This window comes from Brevundimonas pishanensis, assembly GCF_022750635.1.
Lineage (GTDB): Bacteria > Pseudomonadota > Alphaproteobacteria > Caulobacterales > Caulobacteraceae > Brevundimonas > Brevundimonas pishanensis.
Map to the genome: position 1 here is coordinate 76,258 of NZ_JAJKBG010000002.1, position 18,112 is coordinate 94,369.

19 protein-coding genes are annotated in these 18,112 nt (G+C 60.0%); 9 read left to right on the forward strand and 10 right to left on the reverse strand.

All coding sequences use genetic code 11. The features are described 5' to 3' along the window. Positions 1-4: 4 nt before the first annotated feature. On the reverse strand, positions 5-1,615 hold the full coding sequence (locus tag LOX95_RS03995) for a response regulator (RefSeq protein WP_242913181.1): 1,611 nt from the start codon (positions 1,613-1,615) through the stop codon (positions 5-7). 212 nt (positions 1,616-1,827) lie between these two features. On the opposite strand from LOX95_RS03995, the gene queC reads away from it, so the two are divergent. Both queC and queE read left to right on the forward strand, forming a co-directional pair. Further along, positions 1,828-2,547: a 7-cyano-7-deazaguanine synthase QueC gene (gene queC / locus LOX95_RS04000; RefSeq protein WP_242913182.1), complete on the forward strand. Its 720-nt coding sequence runs from the start codon at positions 1,828-1,830 to the stop codon at positions 2,545-2,547. Then, a complete protein-coding gene (queE, locus tag LOX95_RS04005) occupies positions 2,547-3,182 on the forward strand; it encodes a 7-carboxy-7-deazaguanine synthase (protein WP_242913183.1) in 636 nt (211 codons plus the stop codon). Before queC ends, queE begins: the two co-directional genes overlap by 1 nt. A gap of 38 nt (positions 3,183-3,220) precedes the next feature. Here queE and LOX95_RS04010 read toward each other — a convergent pair whose 3' ends face one another. Then, positions 3,221-3,430 carry a hypothetical protein gene (locus tag LOX95_RS04010; RefSeq protein WP_242913184.1) on the reverse strand — a complete coding sequence of 70 codons (210 nt, stop codon included), beginning with the start codon at positions 3,428-3,430 and terminating at the stop codon, positions 3,221-3,223. A gap of 103 nt (positions 3,431-3,533) precedes the next feature. Between LOX95_RS04010 and LOX95_RS04015 the strand changes: the two genes are divergently transcribed. Then, positions 3,534-3,977 carry a GNAT family N-acetyltransferase gene (locus LOX95_RS04015; protein WP_242913185.1) on the forward strand — a complete coding sequence of 148 codons (444 nt, stop codon included), beginning with the start codon at positions 3,534-3,536 and terminating at the stop codon, positions 3,975-3,977. A gap of 54 nt (positions 3,978-4,031) precedes the next feature. Here LOX95_RS04015 and LOX95_RS04020 read toward each other — a convergent pair whose 3' ends face one another. Then, complete coding sequence (locus LOX95_RS04020; protein ID WP_242913186.1) at positions 4,032-4,727, reverse strand: pirin family protein; 696 nt, start codon at positions 4,725-4,727, stop codon at positions 4,032-4,034. A 264-nt stretch (positions 4,728-4,991) separates the two neighbouring features. Here LOX95_RS04020 and LOX95_RS04025 point away from each other — a divergent pair, with 264 nt between their 5' ends. Beyond that, complete coding sequence (locus LOX95_RS04025) at positions 4,992-5,465, forward strand: hypothetical protein (protein ID WP_242913187.1); 474 nt, start codon at positions 4,992-4,994, stop codon at positions 5,463-5,465. Between the two features lie 32 nt (positions 5,466-5,497). Next, positions 5,498-5,965 (forward strand): hypothetical protein, encoded by a 468-nt coding sequence (locus tag LOX95_RS04030; protein WP_242913188.1) that lies wholly within the window; start codon positions 5,498-5,500, stop codon positions 5,963-5,965. On the opposite strand, the gene LOX95_RS04035 is transcribed toward LOX95_RS04030, so the two are convergent. From LOX95_RS04035 to LOX95_RS04050, 4 genes are all read right to left on the reverse strand, one after another. Next, positions 5,962-6,648: a hypothetical protein gene (locus LOX95_RS04035; RefSeq protein ID WP_242913189.1), complete on the reverse strand. Its 687-nt coding sequence runs from the start codon at positions 6,646-6,648 to the stop codon at positions 5,962-5,964. The genes LOX95_RS04030 and LOX95_RS04035 overlap by 4 nt on opposite strands. Before the next feature lie 191 nt (positions 6,649-6,839). Beyond that, on the reverse strand, positions 6,840-7,142 hold the full coding sequence (locus tag LOX95_RS04040) for a hypothetical protein (RefSeq protein ID WP_242913190.1): 303 nt from the start codon (positions 7,140-7,142) through the stop codon (positions 6,840-6,842). 81 nt (positions 7,143-7,223) lie between these two features. Then, positions 7,224-8,309, reverse strand: a complete 1,086-nt coding sequence (gene aroC, locus LOX95_RS04045; RefSeq protein ID WP_242913191.1) for a chorismate synthase — start codon at positions 8,307-8,309, stop codon at positions 7,224-7,226. Positions 8,310-8,320: 11 nt separating this feature from the next. Beyond that, positions 8,321-8,956: a J domain-containing protein gene (locus tag LOX95_RS04050; RefSeq protein WP_242913192.1), complete on the reverse strand. Its 636-nt coding sequence runs from the start codon at positions 8,954-8,956 to the stop codon at positions 8,321-8,323. 174 nt (positions 8,957-9,130) lie between these two features. On the opposite strand from LOX95_RS04050, the gene pdxH reads away from it, so the two are divergent. After that, positions 9,131-9,793, forward strand: a complete 663-nt coding sequence (gene pdxH, locus LOX95_RS04055; RefSeq protein WP_242913193.1) for a pyridoxamine 5'-phosphate oxidase — start codon at positions 9,131-9,133, stop codon at positions 9,791-9,793. Position 9,794: 1 nt separating this feature from the next. Here the strand turns inward: pdxH and LOX95_RS04060 are convergent, their stop codons facing one another. Then, on the reverse strand, positions 9,795-10,397 hold the full coding sequence (locus LOX95_RS04060) for a TetR/AcrR family transcriptional regulator (protein ID WP_242913194.1): 603 nt from the start codon (positions 10,395-10,397) through the stop codon (positions 9,795-9,797). Between the two features lie 120 nt (positions 10,398-10,517). Next, complete coding sequence (gene udk / locus LOX95_RS04065) at positions 10,518-11,162, reverse strand: uridine kinase (RefSeq protein ID WP_242913195.1); 645 nt, start codon at positions 11,160-11,162, stop codon at positions 10,518-10,520. A 189-nt stretch (positions 11,163-11,351) separates the two neighbouring features. On the opposite strand from udk, the gene LOX95_RS04070 reads away from it, so the two are divergent. Together LOX95_RS04070 and LOX95_RS04075 are read left to right on the forward strand one after the other, a co-directional pair. Then, positions 11,352-12,980 (forward strand): long-chain-fatty-acid--CoA ligase, encoded by a 1,629-nt coding sequence (locus LOX95_RS04070; RefSeq protein ID WP_242913196.1) that lies wholly within the window; start codon positions 11,352-11,354, stop codon positions 12,978-12,980. A gap of 22 nt (positions 12,981-13,002) precedes the next feature. Continuing rightward, positions 13,003-13,686, forward strand: a complete 684-nt coding sequence (locus LOX95_RS04075) for a DUF1499 domain-containing protein (protein WP_242913197.1) — start codon at positions 13,003-13,005, stop codon at positions 13,684-13,686. A 3-nt stretch (positions 13,687-13,689) separates the two neighbouring features. On the opposite strand, the gene LOX95_RS04080 is transcribed toward LOX95_RS04075, so the two are convergent. After that, positions 13,690-14,628: an MBL fold metallo-hydrolase gene (locus tag LOX95_RS04080; RefSeq protein WP_242913198.1), complete on the reverse strand. Its 939-nt coding sequence runs from the start codon at positions 14,626-14,628 to the stop codon at positions 13,690-13,692. A 496-nt stretch (positions 14,629-15,124) separates the two neighbouring features. Between LOX95_RS04080 and LOX95_RS04085 the strand changes: the two genes are divergently transcribed. Next, positions 15,125-18,085, forward strand: a complete 2,961-nt coding sequence (locus LOX95_RS04085) for a TonB-dependent receptor domain-containing protein (RefSeq protein ID WP_242913199.1) — start codon at positions 15,125-15,127, stop codon at positions 18,083-18,085. The last annotated feature ends 27 nt before the right edge of the window (positions 18,086-18,112 follow it).

Here is an 18,112-nt window from a genome sequence, read left to right on the forward strand (position 1 = left end):
GCGGTTAAAGATTCACTGCGTGGAGATTTGGTTCGCCGAAGGCTTCAACTTCGGTACGCGATGCCATGGCACGGATCATCGCCATACGCAGACGCTCGGGCTTGATCGGCTTTTCGACCACGCAGATCATGCCGGCTTCGAGATAGCCGGTGACATCGTCAGGATCGGCATTGGCGGTCAGGGCGATAATTGGCACTGAAGCGCGATCATCACCCAGTGCCCGAATGGCGCGAGTGGCTTGCACCCCGTCCATGCGCGGCATCTTGATATCCATCAGGATGATGTCGAAGCGCCCGTCCTTGGCCGCTTCCAGCGCTTCGGCACCGTCTTCGGCTGTCTCGGACGTGCACCCGAACATTTCGCATAGAGCGCGGGCCACGACACGGTTGGTCGCGTTGTCGTCGGCGATCAGAACGTGCGGACGGCCCATGACGTCCAGCCCTTCAAGATGGGCTACGTTGGGTTCTTCCTCGACGGCAGCGGTCGCACGTTCAACCGAGACGTCAAAGCCATAGGTCGTGCCGCAGCCATTATTGTTCTCGGCAAAGATACGACCGCCCAGAGCGTTCAGTAGGTGCCACGCTGTGGCCGAGGCGATGTTGCCTGTTGTCGAAAGGTCGCCAAAGCACGTAGCCAGTTGTTCCACATCCAGACCCGGGCCATCGTCACGGACGCGGGCCTGAAGTTGGATGCCAGCCGCAGTCGGTTCAGCCTTCAGCCCAACCTCGATCACGCCGTTTCGCGACCAGCGCAGGGCGCTCTCGATTAAAGTGTCATAGGTTGCGCGGAAACGCGGAGGGTCGATGAGTGCCAGAAGATCGGTGTCGCCCTCATAGCTGGCCATGATCGTAACGCCGGCGCTTTCGGCGCGAGTATTCCAGTCTGCCGTGATGGAATCCATAAACTCTCGCAGCGGCGTGGGCTGCAGGTTCAGGGTAAAGTTCCCGGTTCCGATTGCGGCGAGATCGCGGGCCTGTTGCAGCAGGCTGGTGCCCTCGGCAGCTGAGTTATGGATCGCGGCGACATATTCTGGGATCTGGCGGGACTGCGGTTGGCGTTTGATGAGCTCGGCAAACGCCTGAACATTGGCCAGGGGCGGGGCCAGTGCATCGGTCAGTGTGCGAACGAACAGGGCCTTTGCTTGGGCAATGGCCTGCTGATCCAGTTGGCGCGACTCGAGTTCCTGAATCCGGGCTTCTTGTTCCGCCAGCCGTTCGGCCTGCAGCCCGTTGACGAAGTGGAACAGCTTGATCGCTGTACCCACGCCGAAATACTGGCCGCGATGGGTCACGATGAAACCGCGCATCAGGGTGGACGCGCTGGATTTGAGAATGGTCTGGGAGAAGGACGCGATGCGGACGTCGGCATCCACAATCGCCGGCTCGGTATCCATGATCAGCGACACCGGTCGCGATGAATAACGGCTCTGGCCCAAGGGGGAGGCGAGTTTCAGCAGGAAGTCTTGACGATCGATCAGACCCACGGGGCGTCCGTTGTCGACCACGGGCAGAGCCATGGTGTCCGGATGCTGGGCAAACCAGCTAAAGACCTCGGGCACGGTGGCATGAGGGCTGACTGGAGGCACACGTTCTGTGAGCGTTTCAATCGTCGGCATTAGGCCGCACTCCACTATAGGAAATGTAACATCGCTTGGAATTCTTTTCTGAACGGTTAAGCTGTTGGTTGTGCGGACGTTCACACCTGTGAAGCCGTAGAAATGCTGCTTTTTTGCAGCACAGGGGCGTTGGCGCTATAAGCGCCGCTTCTTACCGAGCTTTCGTACTCTTTCTGGATGCGCGCGGCCCTTTGGCCGACCGCAGGTTTCTCATGAACGCTTTCCAATCCTCGTCGCCTTCCCAAGCTGCCCTCGTCCTCTTTTCGGGAGGGCAGGACAGCGCCACCTGTCTGGCCTGGGCGTTGGCTAAATATAGCCGAGTCGAGACCATAGGATTTGATTACGGTCAAAGACATGCTGTTGAAATGTCTGCGCGTTTGTCGGTTCGTGAAGAGATGAAGCGGGTGCTTCCTCAATACGCAGAACGCCTCGGCGACGACCATGTGGTCGATTTGACGGGTTATGGACGTATTGCGGAAAGCAGCCTGACCAGCGAGGTCGCCATCGAGATGGACGCCCGCGGGCTTCCCGCGACCTTCGTGCCGGGGCGTAACCTGATCTTTTTGACGACGGCGGCAGCCCTGTCAGACCGTCGGGGTCTGGGCGTACTGGTGACCGGCGTGTGTGAGACGGATTACTCCGGCTATCCGGACTGCCGTCAGGCAACTATCGACGCCATGTCGCACGCCCTGACGCTGGGTCTGGATCGTCCGGTGCCGATTGAAACCCCGCTGATGTACCTGACCAAGGCGCAGACGTGGGAGTTGGCAAACGAGATCGGCGGCGAGCCCCTGGTGGACGCTATTATCGAAGCCTCGCACACCTGCTATGCCGGTGATCGCGAGCACCGCCACGACTGGGGCTATGGCTGTGGCACATGCGCGGCGTGCGAGCTGCGCGAAGCGGGCTATCGCCAGTGGAAGGAAGGCTGATGACCTATTCGGTCAAGGAATGCTTCCTGACGGTTCAGGGCGAGGCGGGGCAGGCAGGGCGCGTCTCGGTCTTCCTTCGTTTTGCGGGCTGCAATCTGTGGAGCGGGCTGGAGCGTGATCGCGAAACCGCCGTCTGCACCTTCTGCGATACGGATTTTGTCGGCACCAACGGTGATGGCGGCGGCAAGTTCAAGACTGCGGACCTGCTGGCCGATCATGTGAACAGCTTCTGGACCGGCCGCGAGGGCGATCCGAAGTTGGTTGTCTGCACGGGGGGCGAGCCTCTGCTGCAGCTGGATGCACTGCTGATCGACGCCCTGCATGCGCGAGGCTTCGAGATTGCCATCGAGAGCAATGGCACCATCAAAGCCCCTGACGGCATCGACTGGATCTGCATCAGTCCCAAGGCCGATGCCGAAGTCATCCAAACCTCGGGGCAAGAGCTGAAGCTGGTCTACCCGCAAGAACAGGCCATGCCCGAACGTTTCGATTACATGGATTTCGAGCGCTTCTGGCTGCAACCGATGGATGGCCCGGATCAGGCCGCCAATACCCAAGCGGCCATGGACTACTGCCTGAAACACCCGCAGTGGCGTCTCAGTATCCAGACCCACAAATACATCGGGGTCAGATAAGCCGTCTGCCGAGTTGATTTGCCGTCGACACCGTCAGGTCAGCATTCCTGACCACGGCGCTGACGGCGTTCGCAGCGGCGCTCTTCCTTTTTGCGCTTGGCGCGAAGTTCTTCGTCCGACGTGGTGACGGCATCTACACCCGCACCGATGACTGCACCCGTGGCCTTGGCGGTGCCGCCGACAACGGCAGCGCCCGCGCCCACTACGGCTCCGGCCACGCATCCGCTGAGGCCGAGGGTCAAAACCATTACTGCGCCGATAGTGGCGATAGAGGTTGATCGGCGGTGGTGAGCATTCATGGGATTGTGTGCCATTATCGAAACCGGCAAAGCGGCTTCAGTCGGGGGAGTGATGATCCACATAGTACCGTTTGAAGCGGACCTACATAAGGCGGTACTTTCCGACATCTGGTTACGCGCCTCGATGCAAGCGCATCCCTTTATCGGCGAGGCGACGTTGCGCGAGCAGCAGCCGCTGATGGAGGATGTCTATCTGCCCATGGCGACGACCCGCGTGGCTGTGAAAGATGGCCGGATTGCCGGTTTCGCCAGCCTTCTGAAAGACCACATCGCCGCCCTGTTCGTTGATCCGACGGCACAGGGTCAGGGGATCGGGCGCGAACTGCTGGACCACGCGGCGCGGGGGCGGGAGCAACTGTCTCTGGAAGTCTACCTCCATAATCGAAAAGCCGTGGAGTTTTACGAACGCTATGGCTTTGTCATCGAGAGCCGGCGCGAGGTCGATGATCAGGGGCAGCCGTTCCCGAACGCCCGCATGATTTGGCGCAGGCCATGAAAAAGGGCGCTGGAGTGATCCAGCGCCCTTTCGCTTTCGGGGAATCAAACGGCCTTACAGGCTGTCGACCATCACCAGTTCGGCATCTTCCTTGGCGGTGATGGTGATCACCGGCTCGTCGATGATACCAGCGCCGTCGCGGGCGTTCAGCGTGGTGCCGTTGACGTCGACCTGACCGACAGCCGGAACCAGATAGGCGCGGCGACCGGATTTCAGGTCATAGGTCAGGCTCTCACCCGCCTTCAGCGTCGCGGCCAAAATTTGGGCGTCGGCGTTGATGTTCAGCGAGCCGTCGTTGGTGTCGCCCGAAGCCACAACCGTGAACTTGCCCGAGCGGTCCGACTTCGGAAACTCGCGCTGACCCCACGAAGGTTCTGCACCCGGACGATCGGTTTCGATCCAGATCTGGAACAGGGTCGTCAGCTCGTTTTCCATATTGTACTCGGCGTGACGTACACCGGTACCGGCGCTCATGACCTGCACATCGCCAGCGCCCGTGCGGCCCTGGTTGCCCATGGAGTCCTGGTGGGTGATCGCCCCCGTGCGGACATAGGTGATGATTTCCATGTCGGCGTGCGGGTGGGGCGGAAAGCCCGACTTCGCACCGATCTCGTCATCGTTCCAGACGCGCAGACGGCCCCAGCCCATACGATTGGGATCGTAATAGTTGGCGAACGAGAAGTGGTGCTTGGCATTCAGCCAGCCGTGGTTGGCGCCACCGAGGGTATTGAAAGGACGGACATCGATCATAGTGATCTCCCCAACGCTTAAAGTGTGCAGCCCGTTGCTGCTTCGTTGAGAGCTATATAAGGAACAGTTACTGTTACGAATAGGGGTGTAATGATCACGGATTGTTACGTGCTGCTCCTTTCTAACGTAGCGGTGGAGAATTGGCGAGCAGTTCGGTTCTTCGGCACCGTCACATGGTCTGGCGGTAGATCACGATCGGATGCATGCCTTGACGACAATTAAGTATTGTCGTTCTCTGTGGGGCTTTCATCGGGAGCGCATACTTTGATCAATGGCTTGATGTTTGCGGGCGCGCTTCTGGCGATGGAGCCGGAACTTCAATGGGTATCGCTATTGAAGGTGTACGGCGACGAGGTTACGCAGGATGTATGGGCGGATAACGAACGGCTGCTTCTCAAGCTGATTGGCCACCACCTTTGGATCGAGGAAAGCGTTCTGGACCGACGTCCCATTCAGGGATGTATGACATCCCATCAAAGAGGATGGGTCAGCCTTCCGGTCTGTGTCGGTGCCCGTCTAGAGGAAATGGAGGCACCGGAAGGAACAGTGTCTCTGACCATCGCCCCGTCACATGACAACGCCTCGGTGGAATGGACCTGTACCGGGACGGGTCGAGCCGGATTCGATGGATCGCGGCAGGTCGCCACTTTTAACCGAGCCGCCCTTGATAACCCTTCGATAGAAGACGTTCAGCGGGCCGCGCAGTGTTTACTGGCAGCAAGCAGAAACGGAGAGTGATGATGGCCGGATTTGTCACGAATTGGGGAAGGGTGATCAGCCCAGTCGCCGTTGGCAGCGCCCTTTTAGCGGCTACCGCCGTTCAGGCTTCGATACCGCCCACCTATAACATCATGTTCATCGGCGATGCGCGCGAGGCACGCGCAATCGGCGCTGCCGTCAGCGCCTATATGATCCAGCACGACGCCTATTTCGATCAACCTCTGGAGATGTCGCGATCGTCTGTGGCGGGGTGTATGGAGACCGACACTTACGCCGCCTGCATTGCCGAGGCGTTGAGCGCCCCCGCGCATTCATCGGTTCATGCCCCGGTGGTGGTCTGGGCGAGAGTGGATGGTGACAGCTTGATCTGGAGCTGTGCGGGTCGACTTGGCGAGGCTTCAGCCACGCTTGACGTATCTTTCAACCCGCAGAAGGCCTTGTTCGGTTCGGGTGAAGAGCAGAGCGCCGAACTTCGCAAGGCCGTTGCCTGTATCAAGGATGCGGGCCGGTCGGGCTAGCCTCCGAACATTCTAAGCGTATAGCGGCTATCGCGACTGGACATATGGGATCGGACACTTAGCGAATAGGTGCCGGTCCGAGGCATCGTGTGCCGCAGGCCTTGAACATTCAGATAGACCTCAGCGTCCACACTTCGTGCCAGAACGCTGCCTTTACAGGCGTCATCGGAAAAGATCGTTAGCGTTGGGCCCAACATTTCCAAGGTAAACCGCGCCAACTCGCCTTGGGTGGCGGCAAATTGGTAGCAATCGAAAAGGGCACCCTCTGATGTCTGACGGTCGTCGGCTATCAGTTCGCCGTGATAATAGGAGCCGGGCGCAATTCGAACGCTTCTATCATCGTTGCTCGTTAGACGAAGACTGTAACGACCAGTCTCAATATTGCGAAGTCCGATACTATAGATCGCAACAGCGACTTTTATCGGGGTCTCCGCATGGAAGGTTAGAAAGGAGATTTTTTGGCCACCTTGACCTTCCACGCCATCAGAAAAGCTTTTGCAGTCCGGAGCGGCTGTATCATCTCCGGGAATGACAATCAGTTTGGGGTTAAGGGTGGTTTCACCTTGAACATCAATCGCATAGTTGGTTCCTGCGCGCAGGCTGATTGTGTAGCAATCGACCGGCATGCGAAGGTTTGGATCGACGTCGCTTGCTGTCAACTCCCCGTGATGCAGACGGCCCACGGTCAGTGTTTCCTGGGATATCGCGGGCGATGCCAGAAACAGGGATACACATAGGACTGATAGGGGCTTTTTCACCGTACTATCCTTAGTGAATGGCGCGCGTTTGGAACATCAGCGCGCAGCTTAACACTCATTTGAATAACGGTAATCTGTAAAATGGTCGATGGCGCAGGATGCCGACACCTGAGGTGTCAGTCTTCAAGCGGTATCCCGTGCGCTTGGCAGTACATATGCCGCGCGTTTCGCGCCGAGTTACCCATTTTAACCTGCTCGACGGTCCAGGCGTCGAGGTCGCGGCCATCGGGATGACGTAGATCGACGCCCGCGCGTCGCAGTCGGCTCAGTAGGACTGAAGCACCGTAGTTAGCCGCTGAAATCCAGCCCAACATGTCACTGATGTCATCGGGTGAGAGCCCGTCCTTGTCAGGATTGTAGGCGTCGGAATCCAGAGCGTCGCCAAGCTGCTGAAGAACATCTGTGATGTTGACGGCCATTGGTACGCTCTTGGGTTGGTGTGGAAGTCTGAATGAGTTCACGCAACAACTTTAAACCAATACTGACGCCCTTACGGCTCCTTAGCCCACCTGCGCCCGATGCCGCAACTTGGCATCCGCCAGCACAATCGCTGCCATCGCTTCAACGACCGGAACGCCGCGCAGGGCGACGCAGGGGTCGTGGCGGCCCTTGGTGCGTAGGTCCACTTCGGCACCATCGCGATTGATGGTCTGGCGGTGGGTGAGGATCGAGGAGGTGGGTTTGAAGGCCACGCGAGCGGTGACGGGCTGGCCCGTCGAGATGCCGCCGAGGATGCCGCCCGCCTTGTTCGACAGGAAGACAGGCTCGCCATCGGGGCCGATACGCATTTCGTCGGCGTTTTCCTCACCTGACAGCATGGCGGCCTCGAAGCCCGCGCCGATTTCCACGCCCTTGACGGCGTTGATGGTCATCAGGCCCGATGCCAGTTCGCTATCCAGTTTCGCATAGAGCGGTGCGCCCCATCCGGCAGGCACGCCGGTGACTTCCAGCGCCACGACCGCGCCGATGCTGGAGCCTGCCTTGCGCACGGTATCCAGATAGGCTTCCCATTCCGGCACCACTTCATTGGATGCCGCGAACAGGGCGTTGTCATAGACGGCGCTGAAGTCGATCAGCTCGTCGGGGATGCGGTGCGGACCCAGTTGGACCACGCCAGCGCGGATCTGGATGCTATCGCCCAGCACCTTGCGCGCCACGGCTCCGGCGGCCACGCGGCTAGCGGTTTCGCGGGCGCTGGAGCGACCGCCGCCGCGATAGTCGCGCACGCCGTATTTGGCCTGATAGGTGAAGTCGGCATGACCGGGGCGGAAGGCGTGGGCGATCTCGCCATAGTCCTTGGAGCGCTGGTCGGTGTTTTCGATCATCAGGCTGATCGGCGTGCCGGTGGTGACGGGGCCGTTGCCGTCGTCGAACACGCCGGACAGGATTTTCACCGCGTCGGCCTCTTGGCGCTGGGTAACAAAGCGGCTGCCGCCCGGTTTGCGCTGGTCGAGGAAGGGCTGGATGTCCGCTTCGGTCAGCGGGATCAGGGGCGGGCAGCCATCAACGACGACGCCAATGGCCGGCCCGTGGCTTTCGCCCCAGGTGGTGATGCGGAACAGGTGACCGAAGCTGTTATGTGACATGGGTACGGGGATTAGGCCGCGCTGGCCTGTGTCGTCCAGTGCTGAGTGAACTGCTGGCGCATATGCTGAGCGTCGCTCAGGTGCTCGTCGCGGGCTTCGAGCGTGATGAACAGGTCGCCCGCAGGGTGTGAGCCACGGGCGGGCAAACCCTTGCCGGGGAAGGAAAGCTGCACCGGCTCTTGCATGTCTGGCACCAGCCAAGCGGTTTGCGGGCCGACAGGGGTATCCATCTCGATACGGCCACCGTCACGCAAGTAATGGGCCGGTACGCGCTTGTGCACGAAGAGATCGGACCCGAACACTTCGATGCCGAACTGGGGGCGGATGCGGACAGGGATGGTGGCGATATTCTTGAGCCGCAGACGGTCACCGTGGCGAAGACCCGCAGGAATGCGTAGGCGATACAAGCGTTCTTCGATCCATACCTCTGCGGTGCCGCCAGTAATGGCCTGAAGCGGGGTAATGACCGCCACCGGAGCGGGGCGCACGACGTGCAGATTGCGCGTGGGTGCACCGAGGGCGGGGCGGGGAAGCGGCTGGTTTTGCAGTAGGTGGTAGGCTTCGACCACATAGCGGAACAGCACCACGTCGCCATTGGGCGAGTCGGGGTGAACCGCCTTCGCCACGCGCCGGAAAGCGGTCGACAAATCCGCAGCCGATGTGGGCCCTGTAAGGCCTAAAATCTGGCGGGCCTCGAAAATTGTTAGCCGTCTTTGCTCCATGACAAAGACTGTTGCGGCAATATGGTCAAAGGGTCGTTAACCGTAACGACGCCGTTGGCGGACTTGGGTCCGACAGGCGAGAGAGTTATAACGCACGCCATGAGTCACGCAGCCATTCCACCCAGCCCGTCCCGCGCCGATTATGAGGCGCAACTGGTCCGTAACTCGGATGACAGCATCTTTGACGCTGCAGACCCGATGGCTGTCTTCGCGGACTGGCTGAAAGAGGCTGGCACGACCGAACTGAACGATCCCAACGCCATGACCTTGGCGACTGTGGATTCCCACGGCATGCCCGACGCCCGCATCGTCCTGTTGAAGGACATCGATGCACGCGGCTTTACCTTCTATTCCAATCTGGAAAGTGCCAAGGGGCAGGAACTGGCGGACCATCCGCAGGCCGCGCTGGTGTTCCACTGGAAGTCGCTTCGCCGTCAGGTGAGGGTGCGTGGGGTCATCGAGCCTGTAACCGCCGAAGAGGCGGACGCCTATTTCGCCAGCCGTGCGCGTGAAAGCCGCATCGGCGCATGGGCTTCGTCACAGTCCCGCATGCTGGAAAGCCGCGACGTGCTGGAACAGCGCGTGGCAGAGGAGACCGCCCGCTTCGAGGGCAAGGATGTACCGCGTCCGCCGCACTGGTCCGGTTGGCGACTGGTACCCGTGTGCATCGAGTTCTGGCGCGACCGACAGTTCAGACTGCACGACCGTATGCGGTTCGTCCGCCACAACGGGCAATGGGACGTTGAGCGGCTCTATCCGTAAATCAGGTGCCGTAGCGCGCCCAGAAGGTTTCGACCGCATCCTCGGCGATAGCGCGGGCAGTGCGTGACTGAACCGGATCCTTGTCTGTCGCCAACGGCAGCAGCAAGACTGGATACTCGACCATGCCCAGAAGTTGGCTCACCGCCCAACTGGGTTTTTCCAGCTTCAGCAGACCATCCGACGCCATCGCATCGAGCAGGGTGATCAGTTTGTGCGCGATATCTCCGCGTCCCTGATCAAAGAAGTTTGCCGCCTTGGCGCTAAAACGGGGTCGTTCTGCAACCACCAGCCGGAACATCTTGCGCACGAAGCCGTCGGACAGAAACTCGATATAGCGCGTCAAATATTCGACCAACGAGGATCGCGTGGGGCCGGTGGCCTCGGCGACCGACAGGATTCGGTCATAGAACTCGTTCGCGGCTGTATCGATAACGGCCTCGAACAGATCGGATTTACTGGCAAAGAAGCTGTACAGGGTCGCGGTCGAGACACCTGCAGCCCGCGCGATCGGCTCGATGCGCGCGGCTGCGTACCCTTCGGCCACAAACCGCAGGCGGGCCTCTCGGATGATCGTCTGGACCCGGGGGTCCTGGGGGGTGTTCATGAAGGTCCAATGGGCTGATGAGCTTTCATCTGTGCCGACATTGGACCAGCTTTGCTATTGACGCAACATAACAATGTTATGGAAAGCGCGAATATTGTCCCGCTTTGTCAAGATGACCGGTTATCGGACATACGGCTCAAGTAACGGGTGTAAAAGCACTGGTGCTACCAGACGTAGTACGTCGTTGCGATCTACCAGTCGAACAGCGGCAGTAGCATCGGCAACAATAAAGTCTGCGTGGACACGCGACGGCTCTGTAAAGGCCTCGTGACCGGGGCGTACAGTCAGCAAATATTGGTTCACAACAGAGTCCGCTGTGCGCCCGCGCTCGATCTGATCACGCAACAAACGACGGATGAAGCGAATGTCCGCAGGCGTATCCACGAACACCTTCACATCAAACAGCGCGGCCAACTGGGCGTTGCACAGAAGGTGAGTACCTTCGATGATCACAACATCGGCGGCGGGGACGTGTTCGCCGCCCGGCTCCCGCCCGTGGGTGATGAAGGAATAGATCGGAGCCGTAATCGCCTTACCGGCCTTGAGCGACGTAAGGTCGCGGATCAGTAGATCGTGATCGCGCGCGTCGACATGGTCGAAGTCGTGGGTCGCCGGATCGAAGCCGGGCACCGAAGCCGCATCGCGGTAATAGGAATCCTCGCGCAGGAGCGCGGCAACGCCTTCGGGAAGGGCTGAAATCAGGGCTTCTGCAAGCGTGGACTTGCCCGAGCCCGAGCCGCCGGTAATGGCAATAAGAATGGTCATAGGCCGGTTTCATTCACCGTTGCGGCCCGCGAAGCAAGACGACGAACGGCGAAAAATCCCTTTGAAGCCCCAATCCTGACGTTAGGTCACGTTGCATGGCCTTGGCTTAATGGCTTAGCGTCGCTGATAGCGCCGGTCGAAGAACAACAAGAGCGCAATACAGGGTCATATTTAAAGAGGAAACGCTTGATGCTGGGATTGATGCAGGACTGGCCGCTGACGGTAGATCGTATTCTCGATCATGCGCGCGAGTGGCATCCGCGATCAGAGGTGGTGACGCGCTCCGTCGAGGGGCCAATCACACGCGTGACCTATGCCGACTTGCACCAGCGCGCGAAGAAGGTGTCCAACGTCCTGAAGGCCTGGGGGATCAACGCCGGCGATCGCGTGGCGACCCTGTGCTGGAACACCGACCGCCACGTCGAGGCATGGTACGGCATTATGGGTATCGGGGCGGTGTGTCACACCCTGAACCCGCGCCTGTTCGCCGAGCAGCTGGTCTACATCATCAATCACGCCGAGGACCGCGTGATAATGACGGACCTGACGTTTGTGCCATTGCTGGAAGCCATCCTGCCGCACATTCCCAAGGTCGAACGCTTTGTCATCATGACCGACAAGGCGCACATGCCCCAGACCAAGCTGCCGAACTGCGAGGCGTATGAAGACCTGATCGATCAGGCTTCGGCCGATGTTGTCTGGGGTGGCTTCGACGAGAACACTGCCTGCGGCCTTTGCTATACGTCTGGCACGACGGGCAATCCCAAGGGTGTACTCTACTCGCACCGCTCCAACTTCCTGCACACACTCATGACCATGCAGGCCTCGGTGCTGGGAGCCACGCCGGACGATGTGATCCTGCCGGTCGTGCCGATGTTCCACGCCAATGCGTGGGGGATCGCCTTTGCCGCACCTGCTACGGGGACCAAGCTGGTCATGCCCGGTGCCAAGATGGACGGTGCCTCCATCTACGAGTTGTTGGAAACCGAGGGCGTGACTTTCTCGGCCGCCGTCCCGACGGTCTGGCAAGGGTTGCTGCAGTATATGCGCGAGACGGGCTCGCGCCTGTCGACGGTGAAGCGGGTGCTGATCGGTGGTGCTGCGGTGCCTGAAATGCTGATCCGCGCCTTCGAGGACGAATACGGCGTGGAGGTGGTTCAGGGCTGGGGCATGACCGAGACGTCTCCGGTCGGCACCATCTCCAACCTGCGTCCTGAAATGCGCGGCTGGACCAAGGACGACCAGATCCGCCAGCGCGTTAAACAGGGCATTCCGCCGTTGGGTGTCTCGCTCAAACTCGAGAACGACGAAGGTGAGGAACTGCCGCATGACGGCGAGACCTTCGGTCGCCTGCTGATCAAGGGACCGACCGTGGCCAAGGCCTATTTCAAAGGTGACGGGCCTATCGTCGACGCCGAGGGTTGGTTCGATACCGGAGACGTGGCCACCATTGACGATCACGGCTTCATGCAGATCACCGATCGCGCCAAGGATGTGATCAAGTCCGGCGGGGAGTGGATCAGCTCCATCGAAATCGAAAACCTGGCGGTGGGTCATCCCAAGGTGGAACTGGCGGCCGTCATCGGTGCGGCTCACCCCAAATGGGACGAGCGTCCGCTATTGATCGTGAAGCTGAAAGAGGGCGAGGCGCTGGACAAGCAGGAGCATCTCGACTTCCTGCAAGGCAAAATCGCCAAATGGTGGATGCCTGACGATGTTGTCGCGGTGGAAGAGATTCCGCTTGGCGCAACGGGCAAGATCGACAAGAAGCTGTTGCGTGAACGAATGAAGGATTATCGCCTTCCTTCAATCGGCTAGCGGATTCGAGAGGTCCTGATCCATGTCCCGAAACAAATCCCTGGTTGGTCTTTCTCGACTGCTTCTGTTGGTCACCCTTCTGACGCCGCTGATGGTGTTGGGGGCTGTGCTGGCGACGCGGACGGGTTTGATCAGCCTTGTGACGGGGTATGGCACCTTGGGCCTCAAAGTCGCGCCGGTACTGGCGTGGGTCGGGGCAGGGGCGGGCATCGTCTCGCTTCTGCTGCTGATCAAGAACCGGTCTTTGTGGCTCTATGGCGTTTTGTCAGTAGTCATCGCCGCCGTCTCGCTGGGAGCGGTGCAATACCAGTTGGCGCGTTTCGGGCCTTCGCCCCGCGACGTGACGTCCAATGTGGAGGATTCTCCGGCCTTTGGCCGTGCGCTACTGTCCGAGCGCCGCGCTGCGGGCGTTCGTCCAACGGTCGCCGCGGACTGTGATGGCCTTGAGGCTATCGACAGCCAGTTGGCACCCGATGTTGCCGCCTGGGCCCTGAAGCAGTCGGGCGTGACGGTCATGGGGATGTCTCCGTTCCGCGTCGATGGATGGAAAGAGGGTATGTGGTTCGGCATTCAGCACGACGTCACTGTGCGCATCCGTCCGGGACGCACGGATGTGCGCGTCGCGGCCCGCGACGGTCTGCCGATCGGTCCTCAGGCCTGTGATCTGGCCAAGCGCATCATCAGCGAGATGAATGCCCTGCGTTAAACGCTATGAAATAAGGTGCCAGTGCCCCGAAAGGCTGTACTCGTCGTCGGTGGTCACCCGACCATCCCGCGCCAGTTTAATCAGGTGTGACAGTACCGACAGGCTGGCGGCGGGCCATAGGGTCTGGCTGACGACGGCATAAAGCACGGGGACCATCTGGGCGATGGTGGTGTCACCTGCTTCGAGCCGCTCCAGCACCTGCGCTTCCCGGCCCGTGCGGTGGGCATGATACCCTTTCAAAAAGGGCTCGACGTCTGTGATGGGAGCACCGTGCGTGGGCCAGATCACATCAAAGCCACGCGCCATCACTGCCTCAAGACTAGCCATGTAGTCCGACATGTCGCCATCGGGGGGAGCGACGATTGTGGTGGACCAGCCCATGATGTGGTCGCCACTGAACAAGCCGTTCTCCTCGCGCAGCACAAAGGCCAGATGATTGGAAGCATGGCCGGGCGTCGCCATGACCTCAATCGTCCAGCCGTCGCCCTCGATGACTTCACCGCCGGAAATGATGACATCGGGCTGGAAGTCTTCATCGTCGTGTTCATCCAGACGAACCGCCTCTAATCCATCACGCATCGGAGGTTGTGCGGCGTAGATGGGAACTCCGCCGCATGCAGCCGCCAGGGCCTTGCTGAGCGGGGCATGATCAGAGTGGGTGTGGGTCACCAGAATATGGCTGACCGTACGATCTCCAATGGCGGCCAACAGCGCAGACAGATGCGCTTCATCTGCGGGGCCGGGGTCGATAACCGCAACCGCTCCTCCGGCACCCACGATATAGGTCCCTGTGCCGGTGAAGGTGAAAGGTCCGGGGTTGTTCGCGATCACCCGTTCCACCCGCGCCGATACGCGATCGTTGCGGCCGTAACTGAAATCGAATGACTTGATGAACTGCATGGTTTGTCCGGTCGAGAGGCGGTCCGGGTTTGATACGCCCATGGGGCTGGCCTGCCTATAGACAGCCTTGTTTCCTTAAGCTGACCAAGGCTCCGCAATCGGTCCGGTCAAAGGAGAACAGCTGAGTCGCGCAAGTTCTGTGTCTTCAGCTCGACAGTGTCTAAAGTCGCAAACCTGATTCGACGAACCCGGATAGTTAATTCGAATACTGTCAAGTTTGAAGAAGGTGCCCTCGGGGTAGCATTCCATGAGCTTCAACCGGTGCAGCAGCGCTGCCGGAGACGTGTGGGAAGCAACTGAAAATGTTCGAAAAACTGCATCATTGTGGCGTAATGCAAATGCCCCATCGACTGCGGACTGCTTGGAAAAGCCTGTGAATACTTAACGAAAAAGATCTCAGGCTTTGCCGTAATATGACTGTGATCCAAATGTGACGTAATTACCGCGATGTAGCCATATTTGGCCTAATTCCGTTACGGGCCGTTGACGACGTTTTGTGGATAGGGACGTATCGGCGTTCCACGGAGGAGGACTCAATATGTCGAATTTTAACGGGCGTAAGTGGTTGCTCGCCAGCAGCGTGCTGGCTGGAGCCGCCCTTGCCGGTGTGGGAACGGTTGCGCACGCGCAGTCGAGCCAAGAAGAAGTCGCTCAAGTCAGCGACATCGTCGTCACCGGTTCGCGTATCTCGCGTCAGGACTACAAGTCGGCCAGCCCGATTGTGACCGTCGACGCAGAAGACATTCAAGCGACGGGTTCGGTCACGATCGACTCGCTGATGAACGACCTGCCGCAATTTACGCCGTCGATCTCGTCGACGTCGAACAACCCGTCGAACGGCGGTCAGGCTAACCTCGACCTGCGCAGCCTGGGTTCCAAGCGTACGCTGGTGCTGGTGAACGGTCGCCGTCTGGTTCCGTCGAACGGCGACGGTTCGGCTGATGTCAACTTGATCCCGTCGGCTCTGGTTCGCAGCGTTGAAACCATCTCGGGCGGTGCTTCGGCTGCCTATGGTTCGGACGCTGTTGCCGGTGTTGCCAACTTCATCCTGAACGACCGCTTCTCGGGCGTGCAGATCGACGCCCAATACGGCCAGACCGACCGTGAAGATGGCGTGACCCAAAGCTACACCATGACCGTCGGCGGCAACTTTGCCGATGACAAAGGTAATGCTGTATTCTCGGTCAACCGTTCGACCCGCGACCTGATCTTCAACGCTGCACGCGATTTCTCGTCGATCTCGGGTGCTTCGGGCACCTCGCCGATGGGCTCGGTTGTGTTCGACAGCGCCAACCTGCCGTCGGCCGCTCTGGTTCGTGGTTACTTCAACGATCCGGCTCTGGCCCTGACCGGCGCCTTCGGCTTTAACAACGACGGCACCGTCTTCAGCCACGCCAAGGCCCTGAACTTCAAGAGCCCGGGCGGCATCGAGTATGATGGCTTCTATGAGCCGGGTTCGAACTATCTGTTCAACACCGGTGCTCTGAACTACCTGTCGCTCCCGATGGAGCGCTGGAACGTTTATTCGGCCGGCCGTTACACCGTCAGCGAGAACCTCGAGTTCTATGGCGAAGCCCTGTTCAACCAGTACGAAGCTTCGCAAGAACTGGCTGCAACCCCGGCCGCATCGTCGACCGGCTTCCGCGCTCCGGCAACGAACCCGTTCATCCCGACGGACCTGAAGAACTTCCTCAACAGCCGTCCGAACCCGCTGTCGTCGTTCCAGCTGAACAAGCGCTTCACCGACCTCGGTGGCCGTCATGCTTCGTATGACTATAGCGTTTACCAGCTGACCGGCGGCATCCGCGGTACCCTGCCGAACACCGACTGGACCTATGACCTGTACGCCCAGTACGGTCGCGTCAGCAACGCTGAAACCCAAACCGGCAACGTGTCGCGTTCGGCTGTTCAGACCCTGCTGGACGCACCTGACGGCGGTGCCAGCATCTGTGAGGGCGGCTTCAACCCGTTCGGCGTACAGCCGGTGTCGGCTGACTGCTTGAGCTACATCGGTCGTACCTCGCGCACGGCAACCGAAATCGAACAAACCGTTGTTGAAGGTACCCTGCAAGGTAAGGCCTTCGACATGCCGGCTGGTGAAGCCCGTCTGGCTGTCGGCGTTCAATACCGCGAAAACAGCTACGACTTCGCTTCGGATCCGTCGTTGGCCCGCATCAACCCGATCACCCCGCACCTGGGCGCAAATGGCCTGCCGGACGGTGGTAACATCGGTGGGGTGGAAATCGCCGGCTTCAACGCCGCTGACTCGCTGAACGGTTCGGTTCGCAGTATCGACCTCTTCGGCGAACTGCTGCTGCCGCTGCTGGCTGACAAGCCGCTCGTCAAGCAGCTGGACCTGACCCTGGGCTGGCGCTACGCCGACTACAGCTCGATCGGTGGCACCACGGCCTACCGTGCTGACATCGACTGGGAAGTGGTTGACGGCTTCCGCGTTCGCGGTGGCTTCAACCGCGCTGTTCGCGCTCCGTCGATCGGTGAACTGTTCTCGCCGGCAGGCGTAGGCTTCCCGGCCATCGGTAACGCTAACGCGACGGCTCCGGGCGGCGACCCGTGCGACGTCCGCGGCTTCTTCCGCCGCGGTGCAGACGCCGCTCAGGTTCGCTCGCTGTGTATCGCTCAAGGCCTGTCGGCTTCGGTCGTAGATAGCTACGAGTTCTCGAACAACCAGGCTAACGGTTGGTCGGGCGGTAACCCGGACCTGCAAGAAGAAACTGCTGACACCTTCTCGGTCGGCCTGGTTTGGCAGTCGCAATGGCAATCGCCGTGGCTGTCGCGCTTCTCGGCTTCGGTGGACTACTACAGCATCGAAATCGAAGACGTGATCTCGTCCATCGCCATCTCGGACGCTCTGCTGGGCTGCTTCAACGGCACCGGTGAGAACCCGAACTACGACGCTAACAACAGCTACTGCCAGCTGTTCAGCCGTGATCCGCTGAACGGTTCGATCGTCAACGCGATCGAAAACCTGGACAACCTGGGTGTTCTGAAGACTTCGGGCGTCGACCTGCAAGTCGACTGGGGCGTCCAACTGGCTGACATCGGTGCACCGGACTGGGGCATGATCAATGTCAACGCCGTCGTGGGTTGGTTGGGTACCCGTGAAGACTCGGTCGTCGCCGGTGGCGTTCTGACCGATCGTAAGGGCACCATCTCGGACAGCTTCGGCAACACCTTCCCGGAATGGAAGTCGCTGGTTTCGGCGAACTGGAAGCAAGGTCCGTTCGGCGTAACCGCTCGCTGGCGCCGTGTTGGTGAGATGACCGTTTACGGTTCGGACGAAGTTCTGGATGCAACCCACTACTTCGACCTGACCGGCAGCTGGGACATCAACGACACCGTCTCGCTGCGTGGCGGTATCAACAACCTGACCGACCAAGAGCCGCGCACCTGGGATCCGGGTGTTCAGGCCAACACCGACCCGTCGACCTACGACATCCTGGGTCGTCGTTACTTCGTCGGTCTGACGGCCAAGTTCTAATCCACGAAGGGGAGGCGGTTCGCCGCC